Origin of the sequence: Marvinbryantia formatexigens DSM 14469 (genome assembly GCF_025148285.1) — a bacterium.
Lineage (GTDB): Bacteria > Bacillota > Clostridia > Lachnospirales > Lachnospiraceae > Marvinbryantia > Marvinbryantia formatexigens.
This window is the reverse complement of the sequence record NZ_CP102268.1, coordinates 1,177,353-1,193,389: the sequence shown is the minus strand read 5'-3', so window position 1 is coordinate 1,193,389 and position 16,037 is coordinate 1,177,353. Positions and strand designations below refer to the sequence as shown.

At 51.2% G+C, this 16,037-nt stretch carries 16 protein-coding genes and 1 pseudogene; 1 reads left to right on the top strand and 16 read right to left on the bottom strand.

What is annotated here, in order from left to right:
• Nucleotides 1-142: 142 nt before the first annotated feature.
• Nucleotides 143-2,020 (bottom strand): AAA family ATPase, encoded by a 1,878-nt coding sequence (locus NQ534_RS05915; protein ID WP_006861287.1) that lies wholly within the window; start codon nucleotides 2,018-2,020, stop codon nucleotides 143-145.
• Nucleotides 2,021-2,109: 89 nt separating this feature from the next.
• Here NQ534_RS05915 and NQ534_RS05910 point away from each other — a divergent pair, with 89 nt between their 5' ends.
• Nucleotides 2,110-2,529, top strand: coding sequence for a nuclear transport factor 2 family protein (locus tag NQ534_RS05910; protein ID WP_029679608.1), 420 nt, complete (start codon nucleotides 2,110-2,112; stop codon nucleotides 2,527-2,529).
• Between the two features lie 77 nt (nucleotides 2,530-2,606).
• On the opposite strand, the gene mobQ is transcribed toward NQ534_RS05910, so the two are convergent.
• The 15 genes and pseudogenes from mobQ to NQ534_RS05835 form a co-directional block, all read right to left on the bottom strand.
• Complete coding sequence (mobQ, locus tag NQ534_RS05905; protein WP_006861285.1) at nucleotides 2,607-4,124, bottom strand: MobQ family relaxase; 1,518 nt, start codon at nucleotides 4,122-4,124, stop codon at nucleotides 2,607-2,609.
• 242 nt (nucleotides 4,125-4,366) lie between these two features.
• Nucleotides 4,367-4,663: a DUF3847 domain-containing protein gene (locus tag NQ534_RS05900; protein WP_040782633.1), complete on the bottom strand. Its 297-nt coding sequence runs from the start codon at nucleotides 4,661-4,663 to the stop codon at nucleotides 4,367-4,369.
• A gap of 110 nt (nucleotides 4,664-4,773) precedes the next feature.
• Nucleotides 4,774-5,397 carry a VanZ family protein gene (locus NQ534_RS05895; protein WP_006861283.1) on the bottom strand — a complete coding sequence of 208 codons (624 nt, stop codon included), beginning with the start codon at nucleotides 5,395-5,397 and terminating at the stop codon, nucleotides 4,774-4,776.
• A gap of 130 nt (nucleotides 5,398-5,527) precedes the next feature.
• Nucleotides 5,528-5,824 carry a hypothetical protein gene (locus tag NQ534_RS05890; RefSeq protein ID WP_006861282.1) on the bottom strand — a complete coding sequence of 99 codons (297 nt, stop codon included), beginning with the start codon at nucleotides 5,822-5,824 and terminating at the stop codon, nucleotides 5,528-5,530.
• A 134-nt stretch (nucleotides 5,825-5,958) separates the two neighbouring features.
• Nucleotides 5,959-6,174 carry a transposon-encoded TnpW family protein gene (locus tag NQ534_RS05885; RefSeq protein WP_006861281.1) on the bottom strand — a complete coding sequence of 72 codons (216 nt, stop codon included), beginning with the start codon at nucleotides 6,172-6,174 and terminating at the stop codon, nucleotides 5,959-5,961.
• Nucleotides 6,175-6,254: 80 nt separating this feature from the next.
• Nucleotides 6,255-8,105, bottom strand: coding sequence for a recombinase family protein (locus NQ534_RS05880; RefSeq protein WP_087359840.1), 1,851 nt, complete (start codon nucleotides 8,103-8,105; stop codon nucleotides 6,255-6,257).
• Between the two features lie 55 nt (nucleotides 8,106-8,160).
• Nucleotides 8,161-8,463, bottom strand: a pseudogene (locus NQ534_RS05875) (conjugal transfer protein TraG); the annotation flags it as partial.
• Nucleotides 8,460-8,930, bottom strand: coding sequence for a PcfB family protein (locus NQ534_RS05870; RefSeq protein ID WP_040782631.1), 471 nt, complete (start codon nucleotides 8,928-8,930; stop codon nucleotides 8,460-8,462). The gene NQ534_RS05870 and the pseudogene NQ534_RS05875, both read right to left, overlap by 4 nt.
• A 51-nt stretch (nucleotides 8,931-8,981) precedes the next feature.
• A complete protein-coding gene (locus NQ534_RS05865; protein WP_006861277.1) occupies nucleotides 8,982-9,782 on the bottom strand; it encodes a hypothetical protein in 801 nt (266 codons plus the stop codon).
• 6 nt (nucleotides 9,783-9,788) lie between these two features.
• On the bottom strand, nucleotides 9,789-10,892 hold the full coding sequence (locus NQ534_RS05860; RefSeq protein WP_006861276.1) for a DUF3846 domain-containing protein: 1,104 nt from the start codon (nucleotides 10,890-10,892) through the stop codon (nucleotides 9,789-9,791).
• Nucleotides 10,889-11,719 carry a hypothetical protein gene (locus NQ534_RS05855; RefSeq protein WP_006861275.1) on the bottom strand — a complete coding sequence of 277 codons (831 nt, stop codon included), beginning with the start codon at nucleotides 11,717-11,719 and terminating at the stop codon, nucleotides 10,889-10,891. Before NQ534_RS05855 ends, NQ534_RS05860 begins: the two co-directional genes overlap by 4 nt.
• Nucleotides 11,720-11,735: 16 nt before the next feature.
• Nucleotides 11,736-13,760, bottom strand: a complete 2,025-nt coding sequence (locus tag NQ534_RS05850; protein WP_006861274.1) for an LPD1 domain-containing protein — start codon at nucleotides 13,758-13,760, stop codon at nucleotides 11,736-11,738.
• A gap of 30 nt (nucleotides 13,761-13,790) precedes the next feature.
• Nucleotides 13,791-14,705, bottom strand: a complete 915-nt coding sequence (locus tag NQ534_RS05845; RefSeq protein ID WP_006861273.1) for a hypothetical protein — start codon at nucleotides 14,703-14,705, stop codon at nucleotides 13,791-13,793.
• Nucleotides 14,706-14,990: a helix-turn-helix domain-containing protein gene (locus NQ534_RS05840; protein WP_006861272.1), complete on the bottom strand. Its 285-nt coding sequence runs from the start codon at nucleotides 14,988-14,990 to the stop codon at nucleotides 14,706-14,708.
• 16 nt (nucleotides 14,991-15,006) lie between these two features.
• Complete coding sequence (locus NQ534_RS05835; protein ID WP_006861271.1) at nucleotides 15,007-15,990, bottom strand: toprim domain-containing protein; 984 nt, start codon at nucleotides 15,988-15,990, stop codon at nucleotides 15,007-15,009.
• Between the last annotated feature and the right edge of the window lie 47 nt (nucleotides 15,991-16,037).

Sequence of the window (16,037 nt, the reverse complement as noted above, 5' to 3'; positions counted from 1 at the left end):
TTTGAGTTATTGACGCAACATAGGCTCTTTTTTCCACGATAAAGCCCCACGCGGTCATACATGAGGCTGTGGGATTATGGTTGAAGTGGCGAAGTGGCAAAGTGGCAAGGTATCTGGATTTTGCCACTTGGATTTTGCCAGTTCACTTTTTTAGGGCGTGATACCATGCTGCGCCGATACGCTTTGAAGTAATGCGCCCGTCAAGATTTTTCTTTGCCGCCCGGACAGTACGGGCAGAAATCCCTGCGTCGGCTGCGGCTTTCTCTATGTCCTCGCTGGCAAGCTCTTTCCCGTCTGCCAGTAGGTCAAGTATCAGCTTTTCAGCCTGTTCGGTTTTGGTGGCGTTATTGCCGCCCGCACCGGACAGCAACTCGTCGGCGGTTATATCATATTCGCCTATCCACTCAAAGCCTGTTTCCGGGTCAAGGCAAAAGGCAACGGGCTTTCCCTCCGGCGCAAGGGAAGATTTGTCGTGAATGATAACACGCACATTCGGCTCACGCTTCACGCGCCCGATTAAAAGGACGCTCCTTGCTGCGGCTCTAAAGTCGATAGAACCTAAGCCCCTGTATGCGCTCTGTCCTCCGGCAGCTTTGTTGAGGTGTCCGATAAGGATAACGGCGCACCCGGTACGCTCCGCAACTTCGGCAAGGCGACGAAAAATGGGGCGCACCTCGTTTGCCTTGTTCATGTCAGCTTTGTCGCCCATATACGCCTGTATGGGGTCAAGGATAATCAGACGCGCCCCGTTCTGTATGATTGCTTTCTCTATGCGCTCGTCGGACAGGGTAAGCTCCCGTTTTGCTTCATCAATCACAAGCACCCGGTCAAGATCTGCGGCAGCTTCTATCAAGCGGGGCTTGACGGTATCGCCCAAACCGTCCTCGGCGGTCTGATAAATCACTTGAAACGGCTGCATGGGCTTCATGCCCGGAAGCGTCCCGCCAGTAGTACAGGCAGCGGCAAGGCGCAGCGCAAAGGTGGTCTTTCCCTCGCCGGGGTTGCCCTGTACTATGGTTACTTTCCCAAAGGGGATATACGGTTTCCATAGCCATTCAACGGTCTGTGTGTCAACCTCGCTCATTCGGATAATCTCAACGGTTTCTTCCTGTGGCGGCTCTTTCAAGCCATAGACAGCTTCCCGCAGATATTTCCCGTCTGTGATTTCATTCCGGCGCGTCTGCACCTCGTTCCAGTCTTTGAAAAGAGGAATAAGGCGGTGGACGGTCAAGCCCTCCGGCATAAGCTCCACAAGGCGGCTGCAAGCGTCGTTTCCGGCTTGGTCGCTGTCAAGGCAGAGATATACGGTCTTGATGTTCGGGCGGTCAGAGAGAAAGCGCATAAGGGCTTTATCTCCCACGCCACCCAGCGCAAGATAGCTTTGCTTTTGCCAGTCCTTTTTGAACAGACAGAGAAAAGATAACAGGTCAATAGGGGCTTCAAAGACAAACAATCTTTCGCCATCGCCCCGATAGCAGAAGTTAAAGGCTTTGTCGCTGCCTTTCACATCAAGCCGGAAGTTCCCGGCTGTGCCACGCTGGTGGGCGTAGCGTGGTACTCCGTCCTCGTCCCGCCCTACGAATACGGCGTTATGGTGGGCGGCTTCCTCGTAAATATCCCCGGTGGAAAAGAAAAAGCCCGACACATCTTCATCAATGCGGCGAACGGCTGTGAGGTAGTTCCTCACTATGCGGTTGTCGGGATTGCGGGGCGGCAATCGGAAGTCAGAAAAGGACGCGGGGCTTGGTCTGTCCGGCGGCGGTGCTGCGCCTTTTTCTCCCGTCAGCAGTTCTACGGCTTCGGTAAAGCTCTTTCCGAAAAACTCCATGACAAAATCAATGGGTGCGCCGCCTTTGCTTTGGCTGTGCCTGTACCATTTGTTTCCCCGGATAGTCAAGCTGTCATGCCGTTTCCAACGGTATTCCTGTCCGGCGCGGGTAAGCTGCTCGCCCTGTCCTTGCAGAAAAGAAACAAGGTCGGCTTGGTTGGCGCGGTCTATTTGTTCTTGGGTGTAATACATAGTTGATACCTCTCTTTCTGTGGTTGAATTGTTCATAGTTTTGATGTAGAATGAAACCGAAAAATCGGAAGTTAGTGAGGTGCTGGATTGTGAATGAAAGAGAAAAAATTATTCACTTATGGTTTGAAATGTGGCTTACAAAACAGGATTTAGGTATTGATGATATTTTTGCAGAAGATGTAATTTATACTGAAAGTTGGTGTCCAAAATATAATAACCGTCAAATCGTAAAACACTGGTTTCAGGAATGGAATACTCGTGGCAAAGTCGTTGCTTGGGAAATCAAACAATTTTTCCACAAAGGAAATCAGACGATTGTGGAGTGGTATTTCAAAAATGAAATGAACAATGGGAGCATAGAGGAATTTGATGGAATTTCGCTGGTTGAATGGACAAAGGATAATAAAATAAAATCATTGAAAGAGTTTGGTTGCAATTTGAATAATTATAATCCTTATGAGCATAGTGACCAGCCCGAATTTAGGGACGAAAGAGCAAGTTGGTTTTAATATTAGGTATCAATAGCATCCATTTTATCAGAAAACATTTAGGACGGACAGGCAAAATAGCTTGCCCGTCCTTTTCTTTATCTCTCCTGTTCCTGCCGCTTGGTGCGGTTCTGTGTCTGCTCCGGCTGCTCGGCTTTCAGCGCAATATCCACGCATTTGCGTATCTTCTGAAGCTCGGCAACTTCGGCGCGGGCAGCTTTCAGTTTGGTGTAGTCGGTATCTCTCTGCGCTTTGAGGTCAGCGTATTCCTGTTTCCATTCGGAGATAGGCAGCGTCTTTGTATCCGTCAGATTTGCATGGAGATAGCGGCTTGCTGCGTTCCATAGAGTCAGCTCGGCGCGGTGGGCTTCCTCATACTTATCCCGTTTGTTCGTCCAGCCATTTTTCAGCTTTTTCAGTTCGGCATGAATGGGCTTGTACTGCAAATAATTCTCGCCGTTCTCTATCAGCTTTTGCAGCTCTTTCATGCGCTGCTCGGCGGTTTTCATTCCCTCCCGGATAGAAAAGGCTTCATCACTGACAGAGGAAAGAGAAGCGTCCAACTCGTCAAGAGTGGAGATACCATGCTCCGCAAGATAATTCGCTGCCTGTGATATGGTTTTCAGTTCGTCGGCTGCGTGTTGGTGCTGCCAGCTCTGCGAATACTTCCGGCTCTTTTCCCTCTGAACGCTCAAATACCTCATCAGAAGATTTGCAAGGTTCGGGGACTTTGGCGGCTGTGGTTTTCTTGGGGCAGTTTCCCACGCCGCAAGCAGTCCGGCAATCCATTCTTTGAGGTTGCCGATCTGCGCCCGGATTTCCTTTATCAGTCTGTTTGATTTGCGGATAGCCCGGTTCAGTTCGCCTTTCTCGGTGGCTATGCCTTTCTTCTCCATTTGACAGGCGGCTACGCCCATGTGGACAGTGGGTATCTCGTCAATTCCTCTCTCGGCGTTGCTGCGGTGGTCGATACGCTCTGTGCTTCCGGCGTGTTCAAGATAGCTGTTTGAAATATCAGCCCACGCCTTGCGCCACAAGAGGGCGTTACCTTTGTCGTTCCAACCTGTGAGGTCAACCTTGTGGGTCTTGTATCTGCCGCTTGGCAAGCGTATGCGCTCGCCGTTCTCGTCAAGGTCATATTCCTTTTTGGACTTCGCCGCCCATGCGCCGCGCTCGTCAAGTGGTCGCATAGTTAGCATGATATGACAATGGGGGTTGCCACTGTCGGTGTCATGGATAGCAAAATCCACACACATTCCTTTGGAAACAAATTGAGAGGAACAGTATTCCCGGACAAGCCGTATCTGTTCCTCTCGTGATAATTCTATGGGGAGTGCTGCGTCAATCTCACGCGCAAGCTGGGCGTTTCCGGCTTTCTCATAAAGCTCCACGCTGTTCCATAAGGTAGAACGGTCAGAGAAAGAGGGTGGGGCATGGGGCGGCAGCATGATTTCGTTATGGACAACGCCGCCTTTGCGGGTGTAGTCGTGGGTCATTCCGTCCCACTCGTTTGTCAGCTTTTCGCCGCTTCGGTAGGCGGCTGCGGCAACGGCTGATTTGCCTTTGCCCCGGCTGACTATGCTAATGTTACAATGGTAAATGGCTATGGGTATCACCTCCAGTATAGCGGATATAAAACTTGTGGAAAATGAATAGCTTGCGTAGCAAGGTGTTCGATTTCCGCAAGTACACAAAAGGGTAGACAGCGCAAGCTGTCGCAGGGGAAGTGTAGCGTCCCCTGTCTGCGGCAAAGCCGCCAATCGTAGCGCGGGGTAAAATCCCTGTGCGAAGATAAAGCCCTCGGCAGAGCGCACACGCCCGTTAGGGTGTATAAGTGCGCCCTTAGTGTCTAAGGGATTTATTCAGCGTCCCCGTTCTCGGCTCGTTTTTTCAGATATTCCTGTACCGGCTCACTCGTCAGTGCAAACCTAAGAAGTGCTGCGGCTTCCTCGTCGGTCATGTTCTTTGCTTCCGGCACAATGCTTTCAAAGACTGCGCCCCGGACGATAAGGCGGTGGCTGCGTGTTCTGCGTTCCTCTTTGGACAGCTTCTGACGCAACATCTTTTCCCGGTTCTCAAACTGGCGGATTTTCTTCTTTCCGTCCTCAATCTCGGCTTGCAGCTCCTCGCGGGTTTTCTCTTTTGGTTTTGTCATGGTTGGTCGCTCCTTTCTGCTCATAGGCATAGAAAAAGGACAGTCGATTTTCTCGGCTGCCCTTGTGAGTGGGTTATTTTATTTATGTTGTGTGCTGTTGAAAAAACACTTTATCCGATGTTCAATACATCATGGATTACCCAGGGTTGAACTGTAACCATAACCATATATATATAAATTACAAACAAAAGCACTTCGACCGTACCATTAACATTCTCGGATTGAAGTTTTTTTCTAAAATTATTCGGCAAAGCTTTTGATAACAGATAATAAATCCAATATCCCAAACAGGCTCCAGCCGTATTTATAATAAGGTCATTTATATCCGATGAACCCCAGCCAAACATCTGAACAATTTCAACAGATAAAGAGAATAAAAAGCCAGTTAATGCAACTGTCTTTATGTGATGATACTTTTTATACAGAAATGGCAGGAAAACTCCTAAAGGTACAAATAAAATTAAATTAAGTATAGTATCTATTGGTCCGGTTATCATACCGAGAAACGGAATCAGGGAAATCTTTGGACTAAATGATATTGTGCTTGTATAGCCAATACCTGCTACGGTTAAAATTCCAAATAGATAATAGCAAAACACAAATACAGCAGCAATATGAAGAAGGCTTTGCTCTCTTCCCGATTTTCTAAGATATAAAAAATACAATATGAGAATTGGAACTATAAACACATACCCGCTAATTGAACGGATAATAATGTCAGAAATTGGTAACATTTTTTTCACTCCTTTACTTGCTATCAAAAATTGTTTTCAAGTATATTATACATAATCGTGAGCCAAAATTAAAGTCGCATATTATTAAGTTTTTCTTCAATTTACCTGAATACCTGTGCTTGTATCTACATCATTTTAGCCTGTCGGCGGCGTTGTTCTCTCTGGCGTACCGCCGCGCTGCTTCCCGGCGTTCCTCGCTGTATGGGGCGGTCAGACGGAAAGAGAAACGCCCCTTTGCAATATCAAACTCCATGCAACCTGTTTCGGGGTCTGTGTCAGTCTTGCAGCACTCGTCGGGGTACTGCTCGGCATAAGCGGCAAGCCGCTTTTTGAGGTTGGTGTTGTGGGTGCGGATATGGATAAGGGGGTCTTTCTCGTCAAACCATATATCAGTGGTCTTTTCCTGTTTGGTAAGCCCTGTTCTCATGCAAGCTCCTTTCTGCGCCCCTGTTACGCAATAGGGGCATTTTTCGGGTGTTTTCCTCGACTCTTGACTTGGGTAAAACGGCGTTTTTGACGATAAAAACCGCCCAAACGGGGAATGTATCGTCGGGGCGGCTGTTATCGCAAGATTTCTGTTTTTTCCGGCTCTTGACCGTCAGACGCAGAAAAACGCAGACTGTCGGCAAGTATCGTTTTCAGCAACTTGTCGGAGAATGTTTCTGTGCCGTTGGGATTGAAAAACAGCTCCGCAACAATGGTCTGCCCGTTCCTCTGTGTCGTGATAACTCCGTCCGGCTTAGTCAGTGGGGTAGGTGTTCCTTTCTTTTCTGTCAATCGGTTTCTCCTTTCTCCGGGCGCAAAAGAGGGACTTCCCGTAGTTCGGAAAATCCCTCTCTGATGTTGGCTATTCTGTTTTATGGTGCGGACAGTGCAGCGGCAGCCTGCGCCTTTTTCTTCGCCCGATATTCCCGCGCTTTGATACGGTCATACTCCCGTTGCTTTTCAAGATTTCTCGCCCGGTATTCTCTTGAATAGTTGCGGTGGTAGGCTCGGCTCTTTTCCTTTCTTGCTTCTTCGATTTCCTCACGCATTTGCCGGATTTCCTGCTCTGTCGGCTCTGCAAGCTGTGTCAGTTCATTTTCAAATCTGCCGATATGGTTAAAGTATATCCCGATATGCTGAATAGCCTGTTTTGCCCTTTTCTTGTCGCGTTCATGCACTTCAATCCGGCTGATAAACTCGTTGAGGATAGTCGGGGTAAGGTCGGTAAAGTCAGCGTAACGGTCTATCAGCTTTACAAACTTCTGCGCCCGTCCTCCCGCGTTTTCAAAAGCGGATAGCTGCTCCCTAAGCTGTTCAAGCTCCGCTTTCAGTGAGTAGTATTCTTCGGAATACTTCTGCGACATCTGCTCATAGCGGTCTTGTGGGATAGTACCCAGCACGTTGTCCTCATAAAGTTTATTCAGCACCTTGTCAATCTGTTCAAGGCGCGTCGTGATTTGCGGGATACGCTTCTGTTGTTTCTTTACTTTGTCAGTCTGCTGCATGGCAAGGCTCTTTTTCACTAAGGCTTCAAACTCTGCCCGGTTGCTGATAGAGTATTCCGCGATTTTTTTCAGCACATCTGCGACGGTCTGCATAAGCAGATCCGCGTCCATGATGTGCGGAGAGCTGCACTTGGGATTTTTGGCTTTTCCCTTGTGGTACTCGCTGCAATAGGCAACATGGCGCTTGCCGCCGTTCCTGTAATCTATGCGGATGTGCATTTTTGCGCCGCAGTCTTTACAGAAAAGCAAGCCTGACAGAGGGTGGATTTCTCCGTCCCCGTTGGGGCGTTTGACAGGTGCGTTTTCCAAAATCCGCTGCACATTTTCAAAGTCGGTGCGGTCGATAATCGGCTCATGCACATTTTCTGTGATGTGCCACTGGCTTCTGTCTACATAGTGGTTTCTCTTATCTCGGAAATGCTTTGCGGTCTTGAAGTTGACTACATCGCCGCAATACTCTTGCCGCGTGAGGATATGGGTCAGCGTGGCTTTGTTCCACTTGTAGCGGTTATTCTCATTGAGCGTTTTATTTTTACAAGTCCCCCGCCCCCGGTCTTTCATGTAGAATGTAGGGGTCGGGATTTGCTCCTGTGTCAGATATACGGCGATTTGGTTTCGGTTTTTCCCGTCCAAAAACAGACGGAAAATAAGGCGTACAACCTCGGCGGCTTCCTTGTCGATTATCCAAAAGTCCTTGTTGTCCGGGTCTTTGATATAGCCGTAAGGGGCTTCGGTGGCAACCGGCTTTCCGCTCATGCCTTTGGTCTTAATGCCCGTTTTCACTTTTTTGCTGATGTCCTTTGCGTACCACTCCGACATGATATTGATAAAAGGGGCAAACTCTAATGTGTCAGGGTTTTCGCTGTCTATGCCGTTGTTGACTGCGATAAAGCGTACATTGTTCCGTCTGAAAATCTCCATAGCGTTGCCGACTTGGAGATAGTCGCGCCCCCAGCGGGTAAGGTCTTTCATAATGCAGACACCGATTTTGCCGCTTTCCACATCTTCAATCATGCGGGAATAAGCAGAACGGTCAAAGAACCTGCCGCTTTCGTCGTCGTCAATGTAGTGCCGGATATTGGTTAGGTGCTGTCCTTTGGCGTAGTTCTCCAAAAAGATTTTTTGGTTCTGTATGCTGTTGCTCTCGCCGCCGTCCCTGTCCTCGTCGCCTACGGAAAGGCGGGAGTAAAGGGCTGTGATTTTATTGTAATTGCTCATGTGCATATCCCTCCTGCGTCTATAAAGGTGTTGTTTACAGTTAAGATTATGCACTCCAGCGGGCGCTCCCGTATTCCACATTTTTGCGGTACTTTTTGGCATCCTTTCCTTTAAGATAGACTGCCAGCCGCACAATCACCGCACCGCATAATCCCACCAGCCAGTCCAGCGCCGCACCGGGCCACATACTCTGAAAAGCCAGTGAGAAACCTTCGGAAAGCCCTAATAATTTCTGTGAGGCATCCGCTCCGGGGGCAAGGCGAACCGCCTCGCCCAGCTTCGCAAAGACCAGAAGGAACAGAAGATAGGGCAGATGGAGGATCACCTGCTTTTTCAGGGCATCGGTATCTATCTTCATCGTTCCGGCCCTCCGTGTTCCTTGTTCTTTACCCGGTCACGGCCAAGCGCCTGCGCCAGCTCCTTAAATTTATGAAGCTGGGAAAGAAGCGACGGCCTGGTGCTGCGGGTAAGATCCTTCCTCGTAAATTCCTTAAAAGCCGCTGTCAGTGCGTCCGCCTGGTTTGCTTTGAAATAGACCGTCCATTTCGGGGGATCGGTCCCCAGCTCTTTTTCAATATGGTAGCGGACCTGGTGTTTCCTGGCGTACCGCTCAAAAGAGCGGATTCTGCCGGACACTTCAATGGTATTGGCTCCAGGGTCTTTATAGGTCAGCCGTTTCATGCTGTTCCTGCCGACTTTCGGGGTAGTGCGTTCCTGCTCCATTTTCCTGAGCACAGCGGCAATCGCAGAACGCAGCACCCGCCCGGACAGCTTTGCCGCCTGGATGGAGACCGAAACGGTCCGCTGTTCCAATTCTTCCTGCATGTGCATCCTCCTTCCTGATAGAATCTGTAATAATAAATAGGAAATAACTGTTTAACGAGCGTCCCCGATCACCTGCTGGCGCGGGGTATGTTCAAAGGCTTTTGCCGCCTGGTTCACCTGAATTTTCGCATGTTTCAAAAGCGTCTTGATGATGGTCGCCGGGTGATCCTGTTCCTCCAGGTGGTCCACCATATTCTTACAGCCCTCCGGGAGATATTCAGCCATATCTTTACAGACATCGGCCAGGTCGCCCATAAAGCCCCAGCAGCTATCCGTGAGTTCGCCGTTTTTGTAAAGCTCAAATCCGTAGCACTCGCCCCGCAGGTAGGAATCATAAGCGGCCACTTCGCTGCGCATCAGATCCTCCGCCTTTTTCCGAAGGGCGCCGGTCATTTTTTCGCCGCCGAACTCTTTTAGGGCATCCTCTTTGGAAACATAAATCCATCCCACCTGCCCGCTGTCCCAGGGATCATTGAAACTTGTGGTCTGCATGGCAAGGCCGCTGTGATCCATCAGATAAAGGGGCAGCGTAATGTATTTTTCGGAGATCACCTTCAGCATGGCGTCATCAACCGCCTGTTCCTCCGTCTTGGGCCCGTGCCGGAACCGGCTGCTCACAATGTTCACCATGTGTTCATAGCGTTTCAGGCCCGCTTCATCATGTCCCACGGTATCTAAATACATCTCCCGCAGGAAATCGTCTTTATCCATGTAATTGTGGCTGTCACCCAGTGCGTAGCGGGAGTGGAAGCAGACCATCGTTCCAAAATGCTCGTCTACCTCACGGGGAGAGATTAAAATATCGTCCGGCTGCACCATCAGGGCATAGGGACCTTCTACTGCCATCAGCATAAGCTATCAGCTCCTTTCCGGCTCTCTGGGCCTTTTATCCGGCGCTTTCGGCTCTGTCTGCGCTGCCTGTTTCCTTGCATTGTCAAGCTGTTCCCGCACCGAAACATCCCGCCTGGCCTCCGGTGCCCCTGCGTCAAAGAAGCCCGGCAGCTCCTTGAAGCCGATACTGTCCACGTAATATGCGGCGTCCGCGCCATTCTCATGCAGGACCACCACATCGGAAACGGAAAGGGAGTGGCCCCTGAAATCTTCCGGGTGGTCGATATTGAACCGCCTGTAAATATCCTCCAGTGTTTCGCCCGGTTCCCGCTGCCTTGCATAGACCATCTGGTAATGATCCCGATCCACGGAAAACCCTTTGCTTTCCAGCCAGTCCAGAGACATAAAACGGAGGTTATCTGTATTGTCCGATAAGCCAAGCTGATAAATAGAATAAGTGCTGATCCCGTACTCTTTTTCATAGGAAGAAATACGCGCTAAAAGCGGCGCTGTTTCTCCCTCCATGTGTTCCTCGCGCTCAAATGCCGCCAGCCTCATTCGGATTTTTCCGGTATCTCCTGAAAGCAGCTCGTCCGCCATGCGCTCTTTCTCTGCATGGGAATCCGGGTACAGGTCTGCATAGGCCCCGCTGTTCTGCCTGAAAAATTCATCCAGGTCAAAGGCCAAATCCGTGGTATCGTCAAGCCTTATGTCATCCCTGCCCGGTTCCTCCATGACAGAAGCCGGCTGCTGCTTTTCTTCCGGTGGGAGGGGCTGCTTCACCGCAACGATCTCACCCGCCAGCCGGAAGAACTTCTCCGGGTATTTGAATCGCTCCGTGTATTTCTCTATCAGGTCAGCGGGAAGGTCTGTAAAATCTTCTTCGCCCAAACCGATGATCAAAAAATTGCCGGGAACAATATCGTACAAATGGCCCTCATCATCATAAAGTGCCCGGTTTAAGGGCAGACCTATGAGCTTGCCTTCATCATTGCAGATCAGCCCAACCAGATCGTCAAAGGGATAAGTTGCCTGAATATCTCCGCCAACGGCTGCCTGCAAGGATTCCAGCCCGCCCTCAATTTCAGTCTCATAGGGCGATTTGCCCGGCTCTACCATTAACACCTTCATAGCTGCATATCCTCCTTCTTTTTATTTGCCGCACCGGGAGCGGCAGGTGTTTTCTCCTGCGTTTTGGCCGCAGACAGCTTTCCCAGCACGGAAGGCTTCTCCGGTTTTTCAGGCATAGAAATACCGCCCTCCGAAACATCGGCGGCGGTACGGTCTGTTTTTACCGGTTCCTGACCCTCCACCGTGTACCCCGGCAGGAGTGCTCCATATACAGTGAAATGGTGCTCATACTGTTTTGGTATCTGCGGGGAAATTTCCGTGAATAAATGGGAGTAGGCTTTTTTCCGGCCTTCCAGATACTTTTCAGCGGCGGCCTTGTCCGTGTAGCGTTTCTGATTCTGCCCGGCAATCTTTTCGCCATAGCCCTGCTTTGGGGAGTTCACATAGACATCCCAGGTCACATACCAGGCAACCGGTACGCTCTGTTTGGTTTCCCGGTCATATTTGGTATCTTCCCAAATACCACAACTCATGCGGTAGACGCGGTTGCTGATTTCTTCGTCATTCCGCCAGTTGCCGGTTTTGCGCCATTCATTTGCGGTATGCGTCACCTCCGGGGTTCGCAGGTAAGAAAGCGCCCGGTTGATCATCTGCGTGGCGGCTGCCTGCTTTTCCCATTGCTTTGCCGCCGCGACCACAATCTCATAGGCTTTCTGTTCACCGTCGATACTTCCCTGGCGCATGGCCTCCAGATTTTCGGCGCCCATTGTAATCAGGGAGGAAATATCCACATCTTCACAAGAAACACTGTGCTCGATTTTCAGCTCTGCACCTGGTTCCAAATAATCGCCGTACCGGTAAGCACGGTAATCTTTATTTTCTTCCAAAATCTTTCACACCTCCTTAAATCTCCGGCACACGGCTCTTTTTCGGGACCGCCTGTGCCGGGGTAGTTTTTTCTGCCGGCTTCGCCGCTGCAAGCTGTGCCATGACCGAAGGCCGCTCTGCCGTAAATATGGAAATCTGCTCATTCTCTGCTAATGGCTGCGCCGGAAGGGGCAGCGTCACATCCGAATGGGTAAGTATCTGCTCCCGTTTCAGGTCTGCCACGATCTCGTCAAATACCGCGTTGATAGCCCGCCGTTCCTCACCTTCAGGATAGGCTTTCAAAACCTCCATTTTTCCGTCTTTATCGGAAACAAAGGTAACGGCACAATCCGCATGGCCCACCAGATAATCCGATTGATAGGGCAGCTTATCCTTGATGTAACAGGCAAAGGCCCTGGCGGTCATTTCCACGTTGCTGTCCCAATAGCCGCCGTCCTTTTCACATTCCTTTCCCATGCGCACGGAATTTCGGTAAAAATCGGTCTCCACACGTCCAATCTGCGGGGCCTCCTGTGCCTGCATCCCGGACAGCATGTGCTCGAATATTTCCAGCCTTTCCCGCTCACTTTTGGGGATCACCCGCCCGGTGACAGACTTCTTAAAGGCACTGATCCGTTCCACGGAGCCGGCCTCGCCGGACAGAAACGCCTCCCTGAGAACCGCGTAAGTTTCCATCTGTTCCTCATTGCCATGCCGTTTCAGAGAACCGAGCACCGCAGAATCCAGCCAGCTTGCCGCATTTTTCCGGGTGCGCTCCGTCTGTGCTTCGGTACGGGCCACCGCCTGCTCCGGTGTCTCCGGTTTATATTTCATGGCTTCAATTAACTTCTGAAATGGCGCATAGAGGCGGGGCTGTTCTGAGAGCATCCCCTTTGCGCCCATTTTCGTACCCAGGTAATCGTCCAACCCGTGCCACCATTCATGTGCCAAAGAGCCGGCCCCGTGCATCTTCGTGAGATTGATAACCTTGCGAAGCGGTTCATAGTGGGCTGCCGCATTGCCGCTGCCCCTGGCGCCGAAAGCGATAGCAAGCGTCCCCTGATAGGCAATATCTTTGTCGCTGACCTGCAGGGCTGCCGCCAAATCTTTGAGCGCTTCAAACCCCATGTTGAGGGAAGCCTGCCGGTCATTCTGGTTCATCCAGTTCCCAAACTCACCGCCGCGAAATCCGAAAGTATCAAGGTAGTGCTGACCGGTAATCTCTGCGCCGTTTCTGTAATCCGGCCCGGTTCGCCGCACAGCGATAAGCTGTGGAGGCACAAACCGCGTCTTTCCGCTTTTGCTGCGGCCTTTTGCCAGCTCCTGCACCCATTTCAGGGCAGCCTCCCGCGTTTCAAAATTTGTCTGTAAGATGGAATAGCCCTTCGTCACATACCAGGTATCAGGTTTCCAGTCATTATTTTTGGAATAAGTATTCTTCCCGTCGTTGAAATGGATCGCATAGCCCTTCGGCACCTTCTGGTCTTTGGAAACGCCAAACTGTTCCTTCTGTGCTTTCTGTGTGAAGTTCCGCTCAAAATATCCTGCCGAGCGGACCATCAGGGTATTGGACAGCTTGTTTGTAATGGCCGGGTTCTCACGGCCCTTTTCCGTTGCCTGGTAATGGATTCCGCTGCCCCAGCCCTGCACCTGTTCCAGATACCCGTTTTCCACAAAGAAACGGTCATAGACCTGCATGGCGTCCTCCACGGTGCGGACTTCCGAAACCGCGCCCTGCAGCTCCCGTACCGTCTGGATATATTCTTTCTGCCTTGCAAGGCGTTTCTCCGGCGTATCATCCCTGCGGTAATACTGCGGGGAGGCATTTAATCCGTCCCTCGCCTTTTTGATGAAATACACCACGCCAAGGGGAATCCCATCATCAAGCATGGCCTGATAATCCGGTTTCTTCCAGATATTATCCTTTTTTACAAATTTCTCGGCTTCGCGCTCATTCATGGCGTCCAGGTCGTTCACATAGAGCCCCCGGTCCTTCCATAAGTCTTTTTTCGCGCCGCCGATCTTTTCCCCGAAATCTTCATGCTGTATGTTATCCGCCAATCAATATCACCTCCAGTCTGTCATAAAAAATCACCGCTCCGGGGAAGGGCGGCGTTCCTGTGATTTATCAAGCTGCGGGCGTATTCTCATGAGCCGGTCTGTCTCCCTGCGGACCAGCCGGTCAAGCGCGCCCAGGTCCTCCGGGGTAACGGCAAACTCCCGATAATGCTCATACCAGAGGCCCGCCCGGACAGCCGCAATAGGCGCAATCTTTTCCGCCCCTCCGGGAAGGAGGCGGTAGACCGAAGCCCCGTCAAGAAGCAACTGCTTCGCCGTTCCCAGGGGTATGCGGTACATATCTGTGTCCGGATTCTGCGCCTCCTCCATATACTCCACATTCAGACGTTCCTCCAAATCCTGGGGCATATAGGAAAATGCCTGTGCCTTCCACTGGCTGAACAGGTTGGAATAGTGGTGCTGCCATTCCGTCACCTGCTCCGGCGCATAGAGGTAGCGCCAGGTTTTCAGGGCGTCCTTTTCGCATAGTTCCATTGCCTCCCATTTTTCAATGTCTGCCTCCGCCTTCGTGCCGTCCCGGTATTCCATGTTGACTCCGTAAGGGTAGAGGGTATTCCGTTCTATGTCCTGCCGCAGCGTGTCAAGGTCCGTCATCAGGACATCCCCGTACAGCCGTCCGTCCTCCTTACGCTCTGTGTGGAACAGGAAAGCCCTGGCGCCGGGGTATTCCGTCATGGCGGCCATCCGGTAAAGCTCTCCTGTGGGATAGTAGGCAGACAGGGCATCAGCAAGCCATATGTGGTTTTTTCCCATGATAGCGATAGAATCCGGCCCGGTGTTGGTTGCCAGTGAGCGCAGGTTGAATTCACTTTCCCGCAGGAAATCCCCGGCCAGGATATGGAGTTCATAGGCAAATACGCCTAAATCTGTATCACGGACTAAGTGAATCTGCGGAAGCGCATCATCTTTCATAGTGACCGGTGCCATTTATAGATTCCTCTCATCTGCCGGCGGCTGCCCTCCGGCAATCTTGCCGACGATCTCCGGCCCGGTCTCGTAAATCTGCATGAGCCGCTTTGCTGTTCCGCATGGCTGCGCTGCACCGCTGGTCCAGAGCCGGACCGTGGAAGGGGCGACGTTCATCAGAAGTGCAAAGCCTTTCTCGTTCATATCCAGCTTTTTCATCAGCGCCTTAACCATGTCGGGGCCATAGTCCGGACACCGGGCAGCTTCGGCAATCATCTGTAAAGCGGTGTTCTCTGTGTTCATCATTTCTAAAATCCTCCTGTCAAATTGAAATAGCCGCCTGTTTCTGGCGGCATTGTTGTTGATGGTCTTTCATTTTCTTCGTAACATGGAGCAGCATTTCGTTGTAGTCTTTTCCTATACGGGGCGGGTTGATCCCCACCCGGATATGTTTGAACCGCTGATCTTCATGGAGCATTGCCTTGATCCTCCTGGCATTTTTAAGGCCTCCAAGGTCATTGTCCATGTAGAGGCTGACGCGCCGGATTTCCGGGTGGCGTTTCAAAAATGCAGTCAGCGCCACATGGGAAGTGCCGCCCAAAGACAGCCGGTAGCCGTCCCATTTCCAGCCTTTCAATTCCTGCAGCGTGGCATGGGAAAGGGCGTCAATGGGTGCCTCAAAGACCGCCACATGGCGGCTGCCCGGATTCCTCGGTGGATAGCAGAAGCTATATTCCTTGTCGCTGCCGTAAACATCTTTTCTGAGATTGCCGGTAATGCTCCGCATACAGGCAAACTTCGCTTTGCCGGCTTCATCCTTTCCCACAAACACACAGACCGGCTCGCCATGATACCGTGCCTCATAGAACAGCCCTTTCCGGAAACACCGGCCAATCACATCAGAGCTGATCCCGCGCCGCTGTAAATAGGAAACAGCAGAGGTAGCACACCGTCTGACCCAGGGGAGAGAAAAAGGTTTCTTCTCCGGTTCTTTCTGCACATGGGCTTTTTCTGTTGCACTCCGATAGGCCGGTGCCTGCTGGATTTCTCCGCCTACCAGCGTATGGACCGCATCCACCAGCCCATAGCCCCGAATCTGGATCAGATAATCCAGGGCGTTGATACTCCGGCCCCGGCTGTTCCAGTACCAGTACCTTTTCCCGGTTACATAGACCAGGCTGTCATGTTCCTTGTGCCGGTAATTGGGCCCGTCCCGTTTCAGTACCCCAGGCTCATGGAACTGCAGGTATGCGAACAGGTCCGCCTCCCGCGCCGCCTGAATCTGTTCTTTGGTTACGCCGGGCATCGTGCCGGCACAGTATTTCTTTTCATCGTGCCCCGCCTCCTTTCCGT

Excerpts from the sequence above, each read along its gene's own strand:
- NQ534_RS05865 (WP_006861277.1), bottom strand. The coding sequence starts at position 9,782 with ATGCTGATGGCAGTAGAAGGTCCCTATGCCCTGATGGTGCAGCCGGAC.
- NQ534_RS05870 (WP_040782631.1), bottom strand. The coding sequence starts at position 8,930 with ATGCAGGAAGAATTGGAACAGCGGACCGTTTCGGTCTCCATCCAGGCG.
- NQ534_RS05845 (WP_006861273.1), bottom strand. The coding sequence starts at position 14,705 with ATGGCACCGGTCACTATGAAAGATGATGCGCTTCCGCAGATTCACTTA.
- NQ534_RS05895 (WP_006861283.1), bottom strand. The coding sequence starts at position 5,397 with ATGTTACCAATTTCTGACATTATTATCCGTTCAATTAGCGGGTATGTG.
- NQ534_RS05900 (WP_040782633.1), bottom strand. The coding sequence starts at position 4,663 with ATGACAAAACCAAAAGAGAAAACCCGCGAGGAGCTGCAAGCCGAGATT.
- NQ534_RS05840 (WP_006861272.1), bottom strand. The coding sequence starts at position 14,990 with ATGATGAACACAGAGAACACCGCTTTACAGATGATTGCCGAAGCTGCC.
- NQ534_RS05860 (WP_006861276.1), bottom strand. The coding sequence starts at position 10,892 with ATGAAGGTGTTAATGGTAGAGCCGGGCAAATCGCCCTATGAGACTGAA.
- NQ534_RS05835 (WP_006861271.1), bottom strand. The coding sequence starts at position 15,990 with ATGCCCGGCGTAACCAAAGAACAGATTCAGGCGGCGCGGGAGGCGGAC.
- NQ534_RS05915 (WP_006861287.1), bottom strand. The coding sequence starts at position 2,020 with ATGTATTACACCCAAGAACAAATAGACCGCGCCAACCAAGCCGACCTT.
- NQ534_RS05890 (WP_006861282.1), bottom strand. The coding sequence starts at position 5,824 with ATGAGAACAGGGCTTACCAAACAGGAAAAGACCACTGATATATGGTTT.
- NQ534_RS05880 (WP_087359840.1), bottom strand. The coding sequence starts at position 8,105 with ATGAGCAATTACAATAAAATCACAGCCCTTTACTCCCGCCTTTCCGTA.